The organism is Parvularcula marina, assembly GCF_003399445.1.
In the GTDB taxonomy this organism is placed as follows: Bacteria; Pseudomonadota; Alphaproteobacteria; order Caulobacterales; family Parvularculaceae; genus Parvularcula; species Parvularcula marina.
In genome coordinates, this window is the sequence record NZ_QUQO01000001.1 from 187,113 (window position 1) to 199,398 (window position 12,286).

A 12,286-nucleotide genomic window follows, 5' to 3' on the forward strand; every position below is an offset into this window, starting at 1 on the left:
TTGCGTGAGGCTTAATGATTACGGCGCCATGGTTGCCCTTCCAGTAACCATGCCAGAAGGAGAAGCCCGCCCATCAGGCCAAAGCCGATCCATGGGGTGAGAATGGGGCGGATACGGACCGCTTCGATCTGCATCGTGTTGCGGCGGGGGAAGCCCATCCAGCGCGTGCCGCTGGTCTCCCGCCCCGGCGCGACACGGCGGATATTGGGCAGGGTGCCGCTCGCCGATGTCAGCGTCGTGATGCTACCGCCTGTCGCTTCAGAGAAAGGCGCAAGAATATCCGTGGTCGTCGTGACGGCGTCGATTTCGGCGATATGTTCTTCGCCGCTTGAGGCAAGGGCGAAAAGGACATCGCCATCAGGATCGAGCGTCTCCAGCCGGTAAAGGCCGGGCAGTGAGGCGTCAGCCGTGGCGGTAAATTCGCCGGGTGAGGAGGCGTTGAGGGTCACGGTTTCCTCATCGCCCTCAGGCGTGATGATGGTGACGGCGGGCACCTCATCACCAAGGCTCTGGCGCGTGATTTCGAGCACGCCTTCGGGGGTAATGTGACCGGTCAGGGCCTCTTCTTCGAGTTCAGGCTCCTGCATCAGCCAGTGAACAAGGCGGCGCAATAGCTCTCTGTGCGGACCGCCGCCGTCAAAGTCGCGGGCCCAGAGCCAGATATGATCGGAGAGCAGCATGGCGATCCGGCCATCACCAACCCGGTCGACGACCAGCAGCGGCTGGTCATTCGTGCCGGTCATCAGGACGTCGCCGCGGCGGACCTGCGCGGGCAGGAGCCGCAGCCAGCGTCCCCAGTCGCGTGACGAGCCGAGTGTGCGGGTCACGGGATGGCGGAGGCCCGTCTCACTCTGGGTTGGCAGGAAGGCATTCTCCTGCGCGGCACCAGATGGCGTTGCGGGCAGGATATAGTCAAGGTTCGGACGATTGGCGAGCGAGCCGCGTTCGGCAAATTCAGGACCGGCGGCGATCAGCACCGCGCCGCCGCGTTCGACGTAGCGGGCGATCTGCTCGAACTCGAACGCCTGCAACACGCCGCGATAAGTATAGCGGTCGAAAATAAGGACATCGAAATCGGGCAGCTTTTCAAGGAACAGCTCGACGTGCGGGAACTGGATGAGATTGAGGTCTTCCTCACGCGCCACTGGCACTTTCTCGGCCGGTTTCAGGATCGTGAAGTGGACGAGATCAACGGCGGGATCGCTTTTGAGGATATTCCGCCAGACCCGTTCCCCGGCATGGGGCTCGCCTGAGACAAGCAGCACACGGAGCCTGTCGCGCACAGCCGTCAGGGCGGTGACAGCGCGATTATTCAGCGGCGTCAGCTCACCGGGCAAGGGCTCTAGCGCCAGCTCGATCAGCCGGTCGCCGGGCCGGTGGAGCGGCACGGTCAGGGTGACATCCTCATCGATCGCCAGATCGGCGGTCGTATAAGGCTCGCCATCGACAGACAGGGTCGCGGTTAGCGTACCGGTCTCGCCGGGGGAGACGATACGGAATACAAGCTCGACTGTCTCGCCGACGACGCCGAAGCGCGGGGCACTGACGATCTCAACGCGGCGGTCGCGCTCGGCGCCCGGATTACCGGTGACGAGCGAGTGAACGGGAACATCAAGCCGGGAGGCCGCGATCTCAAGATCACCCTGCACCTGACCGTCCGAAATGACCGTGATGGCGGAAAGACGCCGCCGGGGAATATCGGCAAGCCCTTCGGTCAGCGCGTTGGCAAGGTTCGTCTCCGTCCGCGAGCCAAAGCCGATGCGCCTGACATCTAGCCCCTGATCGGTCAGCGTCTCGGCCAGCCGGTCGGCAGCACTTTGCGCTATCTCATCGCGTCCACCAAATTCAAGACTGCGGCTCTGGTCCTCAAGGATGACCGCGATGTCCTGCACATCTTCGCCCTCCGTATGCCGCCATTGCGGCGAAAGGAGGAAGGCGGCGCCTGCAAGGACGGCGAGCGTCCGGAAGATGAACCCAGCACGCGAGATGCGGATGCGGAAAGCGGCGGCCGCCAGCCCCAGAACAGTCAGGATCAGGATGAACGGGATCGGCAGAAGTGGCGAAAGCGACAATCCGGTCACGGCGCTTCTCCCAGACTGTCGAGAAGATCCTGCACGTGGACCTGATCTTCCTTGTAGTTCCCGGTCAGCGCGACCATCGCCATGTTGATGCCGGTGCGATAGGCATATTCGCGGCGCAGCTCACCGCCTTGTCCCGCCGAGCGCAGCGGACGGCCAAGCTCATCGGTTGCCCATGCGGCGGCCCATTCGCGGCCGCCAATGATCAGGGAGGGGACGCCATCGGTGCTGTCGCGCAAGGCAGAAGACGCCTCGACCCAGACCGGCCCGCCGCTGTTTCTTCCGTGCAGGTCATCAAGCCGGTAGAAGGATTTCTTCAGGATGTGATCCGCTGGCAGGGGCTCCAGCGGCGGGATGTTCATCCGGAGAAGGATGCGGCGCAGACGTTCTCCTTGCGGGGTCAGCGCTGCATCGGTCTGGCGCTCGCCATCCATCGTGTCGATGATCAGAAGCCCGCCTTCGGCCATGAAGGTTTCCAGCTGGGAGAGCGCGCCGTCCGACGGTGGCGGCGTGTTCTCGCGGATGACCCAGTAAAGAAGCGGGTAGACGGACAGATCCTCGCGCTCGATATCGACCCCAACCGGGGGCGCAGGTTCAAGGGCGGAGCGCCTTGTGGCTTCACGGGTGAGCCCGGTCAGGCCTGAGCGCACCACGCGGTCAATATCGGCGTCGCCTGTCTCGACATAGGCAAAGCGTACCGACAGGGCGGCGGCCAGCGACTGGGTGTCGATTTCCGGGCGCAGATCAGCTGTCTGGGCTTTCGCAGACGGCGCCATCGGCATGGCGACGGCAAAGACGAGCGCCGCAGCGGTCACGGCCTTGACCATCCGATTGCGGAAGAAAAGGCTGATCGCATCAAGCGCCATCAGGATCATCGCGAAGGTAATGAGCATCGGGCCGAACTCCCGGACCGCGCCGGTATCGAGCCCGCGGATCGCGGCATGGCTGGGCATCAGGCTGATGCCCAAGGGGTCAAGCGTCGGGGCATTCTCGCCATAGGTATTGACCGCAAAGGCAGAATTGGCCGTGCCGTATAGCCCTGGGGCGGCAAGCCCTTCGAGCATTTCTTCGGGGCTGGCCGGGACCGCCCGGCTGCCGGGATCCCGCAAGCCACCGAACCCGTCGAGCAGGCGCCATGGGGCGAGGGCATCGGTCGGGGCAATGGAAGGGACATCGGCTGCGGTCTGGGCGATCCGTCCAAGGAGCGACGGGAAGACACCTGAGACCGGCAGGTCCGACCATGTCGGGGTTGAGGTCACGTGAAACAGGATCAACCGTCCGTCGCCTTCGGGACGCGCAGTGATCAGGGGTGTGCCGTCCTCGAGCGCCGCCCAGACTTCATAGCCGGGCTCGGTGCTGGCCCGCGTCAGAACCTGACGCCGGATCCTGACCGGCTCGCGCAGGCTCATATCAGCAAAAGGGCTGCCTTCGGGGAAGGCGGCAACGGTCTGCGGCTCGGTCCAGCTCAAGGCGCCGCCAAAGGCACGTGCGCCGCCGCGAAGGGCGACGGGGAAGCTCTGTGAGCGCAAGGGACCAGTCGCTTCCTCCGCATTCGATGTATTCGGCCCGGCAAAGCGGACCAGCGTGCCGCCCGCGCGGACCCAGACGAGTAGGGCGTCTTCGACTGGACCCCGGATGACGCCGATATCATCAAGGATGATCAGGCTTGTGTCTTCGGTGATCAGGTCACCGAGCGCGCCTCTATTGATGACGGCGGTGTCGGCTAGCGCCTGCTCGATATAATAACCGCCTTCAAGAAGCCCGCTTGAGCCGTCCGAGACGACCCCGGCTCGCACCCGGCGAGCTCGCGGATCAACGAGCCATGTGGCGCCCGCGCTGCGCAGGCCGATAATCGTCAGCTTGCCGACTTCATTGCGCAGGGTGAGCGGCAGGGTCAGCCGGACCTCGGCGACATCTTCTTCGTTCTCGAAAGTGAATGGCGCTTCGCCAAGTGGGCGGCCATCGGCGGAAGAGGCGAGGACCGTGCCGCCATCAACATTACTGCCGATACGCTCGACCTCGACCCGCAACCCATCCGGCAGGGAATGAAGCGAGCGGATCGCCATCGTCACTTGCCCCGCTGGACGGATGACGGTCAGGCTGCCCGTCTCATCTAGCCGCCGCAGGAATTCCCGGTCGGCCCCGCGTCGTCCGATCACACCATCAGTGACCCAGGCGACATCATTGAGCGCGACGGCTTCTTCTTCGATGAGATCAAGCAAGAGGTCACGGTCGGGTAGGGCTGCTTCGGGCGTCATGCCGGAGAATTCCTCCGCGGCCTGACGCAATGTCATGGGATCGCTGAGCGCTGGCTCCCCCGCTGTTGTCAGAATGCGGACAGCCCGGCCCGAAGCGCCGGGGCTGGCGGCAAGAGCCCGCAGGACATCCTGCCGCTCGCGCCATCTGGGGGCGGCAGGCCAGCTATTATCGACGATGAGGAGAAGCGGGCCGTCGCCATCAAGATCCTTCCTTGCGCCATGCACGGGACCGGCAAGGCCAAGAATGAGCAGCGCAATAGCGGCAAGACGGATCAGGAGCAGCCACCAAGGCGTTTTGGACGGGGTTTCCTTGCGGTTCTCCAGCCCCTCAAGGAACATCATCCCGCCGAACCGTGTACGGATCGGGGCGGGCGGCATCGCGCGCAACAGCCACCAGATAAAGGGCAGGGTGATGAGGGCGCCAAGCAGCAGGGGCGCGGAGAAGCTAAGCCCTGCCATCAGCGGACCTGCCCTGCGACAGCGTTATGGATCTGCGCCAGTGCCGGGGTTGCCGGTCCATCCGTGCGGTGACGGATGAAGGTGAACCCGAAACGCCGGCAGGTATCCTCAACGACCCCGAAATGCGCGCGTCGTGCCTTAAAATAAGCATCGGCAATCGCTTTGGCGTCCCCGAACAGCCTTGCATGATGATGCTCGCGCGGCGGCTCGAAAAGAACGCGGCCGGTAAAGGGGAAAGTCTCCTCGGCGATATCGGAGATGGCGATCAGATGCGTCGGCACGCCGGTTGCGGCGATCTCCTTGAGACGTTTGACGAGATCCTCCGTCGGCGCATGAAAGTCGGAGATATAGACGGCCTGTGTCGTGCCCGGCGGGCAGAGCGGCGGCAGAGGATCCTCGCTTTCGCGATGCGGGGAGACGAGATATTCCGCGAGCGTCATGACCGCGCGCTGTCCGCCCTGTCCGGGGCCTTCAGGCGGCAGGACGCCGATCTTCTCTCCAGCCTTGGTCAGAAGAAGCGCAAGCGCAGTCGTCAGGATTTCCGCCCGCCACAGCTTGGTGACGCTGCGTGAGCCATATTCCATGCTCTCGGCCTGACTACACCACAGACGCACCGTGGCGGCGGTCTCCCATTCGGTCTCGCGGACAAAATAGCGGTTCGGCACGCGGGCCGATTGGCGCCAGTCAATTGCCGAGGCCGGGTCGTTCTGGGTATAGTCCCTGTACTGCCAGAAGGTCTCACCGGGCCCCGGCCGCCTGCGCCCATGGGCGCCAGCGGTCAGTGTCGCGGCGAGCGTTTCGGCATTGGCTAGAAGGGCGGGCAGGTTCTGCGCCGCCTCTGATGCGTGCCGTTCAAGCGTCAGGGCATTCGTCATCGGTCAGGATTATCCAATCCGGGCAGTCAGCTCACGAATGACATCATCGACCGTGTGGCCTTCGGCGCGTGCCGGGAAGGTCAGGGCGATCCGGTGACGTAACGCAGCGGGAGCCAGCGCTATCAGGTCTTCCCGGCTTGGCGCGGTCCGCCCGTCAAGAAGCGCGCGCGCCCTGACGGTCAGGCTGAGCGCCTGGCTGGCCCTCGGTCCTGGCCCCCAGAGGAGGAGGTCTTCTTTCGCACCACCCGGCCGCAGCGCATTCACGAGCGAGAGGATCTCGCCGATCAGCCCATCGCCAATCGGCATCATACGGATCAATTGCTGCGCTTCTTCAAGGTCGGCGGGGGTACAGACATTTTGCGGCGTCAGGTCCTCGGACCCAGTCGTTGCGGCGAGCATCCGGCGCTCGGCGGCCTCGTCCGGATAGCCGATCTCGGTCTGCAGGATGAAGCGGTCGAGTTGGGCCTCGGGCAGGGGATAGGTGCCTTCCTGCTCGATCGGGTTCTGGGTTGCGAGGACGAGGAAGGGGTGCGGCAAAGCGCGCTCCTCCCCGGCAATGGTCACCTGCCGCTCCTGCATCGCTTCGAGGAGAGCGCTTTGCGTCCGTGGGCTGGCCCGGTTGATCTCGTCGGCCATCAGGAGCTGCGTGAAAACGGGGCCCTTCACGAATCGGAAGGCGCGTTTGCCATTCGCATCCTCTTCGAGAATCTCGGTGCCGAGGATATCGGTCGGCATCAGGTCGGGGGTGAACTGGACCCGCCGGTGATCGAGCCCCAGAACCGTGCCCATGGCCGAAACGAGCCTTGTCTTGGCAAGGCCCGGTGCACCCACCAGCAGACTGTGCCCGCCCGCAAGAATCGCCGCGAGCACCTCATTTATGACCAATTCCTGGCCGAATATGAGCCTGTTCAGCTCGTCTTTGACGCGATGCAACGTGCTGGCATGCTTTTCGAATGCCGCTATTTGTTCCTGAGGGCTAAGCGAGCTCAAGGGAGAGATATTGTCGGACACAGGCGGGCTTTCTGTTGGAATTCCTATATTTGACCACAGCCGTAGGCGATGGCGGAGGCGGGGACAAATGGACTTTCAGCAAGCCGGGAAAGTCTCATTTTAGTGTTTACCGATAAAGATTGTATGGTATGCCGGTAAGGTTCTGTCTGGGAGGGCAAGTGTAATGGATGGCGAGCGTAATCGATTGACGGTCTGGGGTTTCCTTAAAGGCCTCTTCAAGGCGGTAATCGGCCTGTCGCTTCTGGCGCAGTCGCTCCTGTTTCTGCTGATTCTGGTCACGCTGATCAGCATCACCTCCAATGCTTCCAAAACTCTTTCCGGTGCGTCTGGTGAAGGTCCGTCGCTTGAAGTGCCGGATAATGGCGCGCTGCTGCTTAATCCGCGCGGCGTGCTGGTTGAGACCGCGCCGCCCGAAGATACGCTGGGCGATGCGCTGGCTGCGGCCTTCGGTGCCCGCTCCGAAAACCAGATTTCCGTCCACGAGCTGGTGCGCGTTCTTCGCAGCGCCGCCGAGGATGACCGGATCGATGTCCTCGTTCTCGACCTTCAGGGACTCTATGTTCCGTCCATCTATGCGTCGAAAGCTCATTATGTCGCGGCGGAAGTCGAGAAATTCCGGGCCACAGGTAAGCGGGTGATCGCCATCGGTGATTACTACAGCCAGGAGCAATATCTGATCGCTTCCGAGGCGGACACGATCCTGCTCAACGATTTCGGTGGTCTCGAGATCATCGGTTACGGCTCTTACGGCACCTTCTTCAAATCAGCTCTCGACAAGCTGAAAGTAAAGTCGAATGTCTTCCGTGTCGGGACGTTCAAGGCGGCGGTCGAGCCCTTCCTACGCGATGATATGTCTGAAGAAGCCAAGTTGGCTAACCGCGCCTATCTCGGCGTTCTCTGGGACCAGTATGCGCTGGCTGTCGATGAGAATCGCGACCTTCAGACCAGTGTGAAAACCTACGCCAACAATACCGGCGAGCTGATGCGCGAGGCAGGCAACAATGTTGCCATGGCGGCGCTGAACGCGGGTCTTGTCGACCAGCTCATGAATCGCCCCGATCAGATCGAGTTCATCGCCTCGCTCGTTGGGCGCGATGATAACAGCAAATATGGCGGCTTTCGCGGCGTCGGATATGAGACTTACAAGGTCTCTGCGAAGACCCCGGAAATCCGCAAGGACTCAGCGAAGATCGCTGTCGTCACCGCTGCCGGCACCATCGTTGATGGGGACGAGCCTTACGGTGTGGCCGCTGGCGACACGATTGCCCGCCAACTTCGCGAAGCCCGGTTCAACAATGATGTGAGAGCACTTGTCCTGCGCGTCGACAGCCCCGGCGGCTCGGCCTTCGCGTCCGAAGTCATGCGGGACGAACTCCTGAAACTGAAAGAAGCCGGCAAGCCGGTCGTCGTCTCCATGGGCTCGCTTGCAGCCTCCGGCGGCTACTGGATCAGTGCCAGCGCAGATGAGATCTGGGCTGCGCCAACCACGGTCACAGGCTCCATCGGTGTCTTCGGCTATGTCCCGACTTTCGAGGACACGCTGGCTGAAGTCGGTGTCTTCACGGATGGTGTCGGCACGACCCCGCTGGCTGCGATTTCCGCTGCCGGGATGGGCCCACTTCCGGAAGCCTATGGCGAAATCATTCAGGCCTCGATCGAAGACGTCTATCGCCGCTTCACCAGCCTCGTCGCTGAAGGCCGCGGCATGTCCGTCGAGCGTGTTGACGAGATCGGCCAGGGCCGTGTCTGGATCGGCGCGACCGCCATCGAAATCGGCCTCGTCGACAAGCTGGGCACGATTGATGACGCGATTGCTTCCGCTGCCAGCCGTGCTGGTGTCGAGGATTATGACGTCATCGGCATGACCCGTCCGAAAACGCCGTTTGAGAAATTCCTTGAGAATCTCGCTGGCGCCGAAGTCGACGCCCATGCTGATGTCGCCGCGCAAATGTTCGGGGGCACGTCTTCCCGCTCGGTCGATATGACAAAACTGGTCCGCTTTGCCCTCGAAGAAGGCCGGTTCCTTCTTGGGTTCAACGATCCGCAGGGCGTCTATGTGCGCTGTCTGCAGTGCCCGGTCGCGTACTGACCGACATCTGTTTACTCTCCTCCTGAAGAAGCCGGTCCCATTGGGGCCGGTTTTTTCTTGTCCCCATTCAATGTGGGGGGACTTGACCCTGCGGGGAGGGAGCGCACCTTGTAAGCCTATGGATATCAGCCGCATATCAGCTTCGCTGGAGGGCGTGGAGGACGCTGCCGACCTGCCGGTCGAGAAGTGGCATCCCACCCATTGCGGCAAAATGGATCTCGTCATCCGGGAGGATGGCGCGTGGATTCATGAGGGCACGCCGATCGGACGCCCGGCGCTGGTGCGGCTTCTCTCCCGTGTCCTGCGTAAAGATGAGGACGGTTATGTCCTTGTCACGCCGGTCGAGAAGATCAGCATTGAGGTTGAGGACGTGCCCTTCCTCGTGGTCGATATCGACCGGGAAGGTGAGCTTCTCCGTGCCCGCACCAATGTTGGTGACGAGGCGCTGATCGGCCCTGATCATCCTTTGGAGATGCGCGCAGGCGACGACGGCGATGACGCGCCGCGCCCCTATGTTCGCATTCGCGGTGACCTCTGGGCGCGCTTTGCGCGGCCTGCCTATTACCGTCTCATCAATGAAGAATCGTGGGAGAAAGACGGTTCGCTTTATGTGTCGAGTGCGGGTCTGGATTACGAATTGGGAGCCGTCGCATGAGGGCCGCCGTAAAGATGGAGAGCATCGAGGACAGGCTTTTGGCGCTGGGGCGGACTGCTGCCGGGCAAGCCGAACGGCCGCTCTTCCATGAGCTCAATCCTGATCGGGATTACTCACCGATCCTTAAATCGCCGCCGCAAAACCCGCGTCCCGCCTCGGTCCTGATCCCCGTCCTCAACCGTCCGCAGGGGCACACTGTCCTTTTTACGGTCCGCTCACCGACCATGCCCTCCCATGCCGGGCAGATCAGCTTTCCAGGTGGCGGCCCGAAAGACGGGGATCAGGGGCCAGTTGAGACCGCTTTGCGTGAAGCCAGCGAGGAAGTTGGCCTGCCCGCCGATGCTGTCGAAGTGGCCTCGGTCTTCGGTGAACATCATGGCGGGCTTGGCTACCGGGTGACCCCGGTCGTCGGGATCGTCCGCACTCCGCCTGAAATTAGGATTTGCACGCGCGAAGTAGATGAGGCCTTCGAGGTCCCGCTCTCCTTCCTGACCGACCTTGGCAATCACATCGTGATCGACAAGGCGTTCCGCGGCATAGATTACCGGATGTATGCCATTCCTTACGATGATGCGGGAACGGAGCGTCATATTTGGGGGCTGACGGCGGGGATCCTGCATACGCTGGCACTGGCCTGGAACGGCCAGCCCGTCGCGCCGTGAGCGCGTTTGAAGACGCCGACTTCTCCTGGATGAAGGAGGCGGCGCCCTCGCGCATCATGTATCATCTAAATAGGACGGGCACGTCGCGTTATGTCGGCGGCTGTGTCCGGGATAGCCTGCTCGGCTTTCCGCCGGGCCATCAGGGCCGGACGGATATCGATATCGCAACGACCCTTCTTCCCGAAGATGTCATGGAAGTGCTGAGCGAAGCGGATATCCGGCATATTCCGACAGGGATCGAGCATGGGACGATCACGGCGGTGATTGACCGCATCCCTTACGAGATCACGACCTTGCGGGCGGATGTCGCAACCGATGGCCGCCGCGCGGTTGTGGCGTTCACGGAGGATTGGGAGGAGGATGCCGGGCGCCGGGATTTCACGATCAATGCGCTCTATCTATCTAAGGACGGCACCATCCATGACTATCATGGCGGGCAGGATGACCTGACCGAAGGCCGGGTCCGTTTCATCGGTGATGCCGAGGCCCGCATCCGCGAGGACTATCTGCGTATCCTCCGCTTTCTGAGGTTTTCAACGCGCTTTGCCCGCGACCTCGATGAGGACGGGTGGGCGGCTTGCGTGAAACTCAAAGACGGGATCGACCATCTCTCCCGCGAGCGGATCTGGAATGAAATCTCCCGCCTGTTCCATGCCAAGCGGTCGCCATTGGCCTTGCGCAAGGCGGCGAAGGCGAGCGTTCTGTCCCATATCTGCCCATCGCGGGCGGACCCAGAAATCTATGACAGGCTGCATGAGGCGATTGGCCATCCGATGAGTTCCGCCGAAGGGCTCGCTTCGCTCTGGCCGGAGGCTGCGCGAGAGACATTCCAAACTGCCTTCAAACCGGCAAATGCGACCCTCGATGAAGTCGACATTTTACGTCGTACCGTGAAGGATGTCATCGAGGAGATCCCGCCGCAATTCCTTCTCTATCGGCATGGTCGGGAGATGTCGGAGAAAGGCTGCCACCTCGCCGGGGCCATGCAGGCACGGCCGGTCGACAAAGACTATTTCCATGAGGTGATGACGCTCCCGGTACCGCATTTCCCGCTGAAGGGGGCGGATTTCGTGGCGCATGGCGTCCCTAAAGGCCCCAAAGTCGGGGCGGCCCAGCAATATTTCGAGAAGGCCTGGATCGCTGCTGGCTTCCCTGATGATCAGGAGACCATCGATCACCTCATGGCTGCGGCGGCGAGATCGGTCTGAGGTCTGGCGCCCGGCGGAAGGGCGCAATCGGGGACCAGTTCAGGATACCGGCAATCCGGCCCAGCGCCGCCGTTCTTGTCTTCTGCACCTCGCCGCGTTTCTTCAGCATACGGGGCAAGCCTTTCACGCCTGCCGCAAAGCCGCGCATATAGGGCTTGCCGATCCCCAGCATGAAGGAACGTAACAGGAAGCCCGCGCTGAAAAAGAGATAGGCCGGCAACATGACCGGCATCAGCGCGAGGGGGGTATTCTTCACAAAGGTCCACATCCGGTTGCGGATGCCGTGAAAGACGGTGAAGTCCGAATATCGACCCGTGATCCCCGATCCCTCATGATGAACGATCGCATCATGGACCAGAACGGCGCGTCCACCTGCCAGCCGGTGGCGGAAGCCGAAATCGACATCCTCGTGATAGCAGAAGAAGTCTTCATCGAGCCCGCCGAGTGAAAGGAACCGTTCCCGATGAAGCGCCGCAGCGGCAAAGCAGGGCGCAAAAATCTCCCGGTCTTCGGTCGGGGTCAGCGCGGCGGATTTCCCGAAACCTCCGCGCCAGGCGACGCCGCTCATGTGATATACATCGCCGAGCCCGTCTAAGCGGTCCTCTTCGTCTTCGGTGAGCTGGACCGAGCCGAGCAGGGTCTCGGGGCCATATTCCATCGCGGCGGCCATCAGCTTTTCGAGCCAGTCTGATTCGGGATAGGCATCGGGGTTCAGGACGACCAGCCATTCGCCTTTCGCCATGGCCGCACCGATCATCACGCCACCTGCGAAACCGGTATTGACCGGCGACATCTTTACGGTGACAAGATGAGGATATTCTGCCGCGAGAGACGCGCTGTCATCGCTCGAAGCATTGTCGACGAGCAAGGTCTCGAAATCACGCCATGTCTGGCGGTCGAGCGCCGCGAAAACCCGGGTGAGACGTTCGCCTGAGTTGTAGTTGACGATGATGACGGATAGCGCTGGACCCTCTTGTGTCATGTGCCGGTC

The 12,286-nt window shown here is 62.2% G+C and carries 9 protein-coding genes; 4 read left to right on the forward strand and 5 right to left on the reverse strand.

Going from position 1 to position 12,286, the window contains the following annotated elements:
• Positions 1-11: 11 nt before the first annotated feature.
• The 4 genes from DX908_RS00905 to DX908_RS00920 are packed head-to-tail and all read right to left on the reverse strand — an operon-like array spanning position 12 to position 6,681.
• Positions 12-2,081 (reverse strand): hypothetical protein, encoded by a 2,070-nt coding sequence (locus DX908_RS00905; RefSeq protein WP_116390596.1) that lies wholly within the window; start codon positions 2,079-2,081, stop codon positions 12-14.
• A complete protein-coding gene (locus tag DX908_RS00910; protein ID WP_116390597.1) occupies positions 2,078-4,795 on the reverse strand; it encodes a DUF4159 domain-containing protein in 2,718 nt (905 codons plus the stop codon). Before DX908_RS00910 ends, DX908_RS00905 begins: the two co-directional genes overlap by 4 nt.
• Positions 4,795-5,670 carry a DUF58 domain-containing protein gene (locus DX908_RS00915; protein WP_116390598.1) on the reverse strand — a complete coding sequence of 292 codons (876 nt, stop codon included), beginning with the start codon at positions 5,668-5,670 and terminating at the stop codon, positions 4,795-4,797. Before DX908_RS00915 ends, DX908_RS00910 begins: the two co-directional genes overlap by 1 nt.
• A 9-nt stretch (positions 5,671-5,679) precedes the next feature.
• The gene (locus DX908_RS00920; protein WP_438943308.1) at positions 5,680-6,681 is read right to left on the reverse strand and encodes an AAA family ATPase; all 1,002 of its coding nucleotides are present in this window, start codon (positions 6,679-6,681) and stop codon (positions 5,680-5,682) included.
• Between the two features lie 184 nt (positions 6,682-6,865).
• On the opposite strand from DX908_RS00920, the gene sppA reads away from it, so the two are divergent.
• The 4 genes from sppA (at position 6,866) to DX908_RS00940 (ending at position 11,295) form a co-directional block, all read left to right on the forward strand.
• The gene (sppA, locus tag DX908_RS00925; RefSeq protein WP_158548393.1) at positions 6,866-8,770 is read left to right on the forward strand and encodes a signal peptide peptidase SppA; all 1,905 of its coding nucleotides are present in this window, start codon (positions 6,866-6,868) and stop codon (positions 8,768-8,770) included.
• Between the two features lie 118 nt (positions 8,771-8,888).
• A complete protein-coding gene (locus DX908_RS00930) occupies positions 8,889-9,425 on the forward strand; it encodes a DUF1285 domain-containing protein (protein WP_116390600.1) in 537 nt (178 codons plus the stop codon).
• The gene (locus DX908_RS00935) at positions 9,422-10,087 is read left to right on the forward strand and encodes a CoA pyrophosphatase (protein ID WP_116390601.1); all 666 of its coding nucleotides are present in this window, start codon (positions 9,422-9,424) and stop codon (positions 10,085-10,087) included. Before DX908_RS00930 ends, DX908_RS00935 begins: the two co-directional genes overlap by 4 nt.
• Complete coding sequence (locus DX908_RS00940; RefSeq protein WP_147303685.1) at positions 10,084-11,295, forward strand: CCA tRNA nucleotidyltransferase; 1,212 nt, start codon at positions 10,084-10,086, stop codon at positions 11,293-11,295. Before DX908_RS00935 ends, DX908_RS00940 begins: the two co-directional genes overlap by 4 nt.
• On the opposite strand, the gene DX908_RS00945 is transcribed toward DX908_RS00940, so the two are convergent.
• On the reverse strand, positions 11,267-12,277 hold the full coding sequence (locus tag DX908_RS00945; RefSeq protein WP_116390603.1) for a glycosyltransferase family 2 protein: 1,011 nt from the start codon (positions 12,275-12,277) through the stop codon (positions 11,267-11,269). The genes DX908_RS00940 and DX908_RS00945 overlap by 29 nt on opposite strands.
• Positions 12,278-12,286 lie beyond the last annotated feature (9 nt).

What these genes read in the sequence shown, in the direction of transcription:
- DX908_RS00945 (WP_116390603.1), bottom strand. Translation starts at nt 12,277, where the DNA reads ATGACACAAGAGGGTCCAGCGCTATCCGTCATCATCGTCAACTACAAC.
- DX908_RS00935 (WP_116390601.1), top strand. Translation starts at nt 9,422, where the DNA reads ATGAGGGCCGCCGTAAAGATGGAGAGCATCGAGGACAGGCTTTTGGCG.
- DX908_RS00915 (WP_116390598.1), bottom strand. Translation starts at nt 5,670, where the DNA reads ATGACGAATGCCCTGACGCTTGAACGGCACGCATCAGAGGCGGCGCAG.
- DX908_RS00930 (WP_116390600.1), top strand. Translation starts at nt 8,889, where the DNA reads ATGGATATCAGCCGCATATCAGCTTCGCTGGAGGGCGTGGAGGACGCT.
- DX908_RS00910 (WP_116390597.1), bottom strand. Translation starts at nt 4,795, where the DNA reads ATGGCAGGGCTTAGCTTCTCCGCGCCCCTGCTGCTTGGCGCCCTCATC.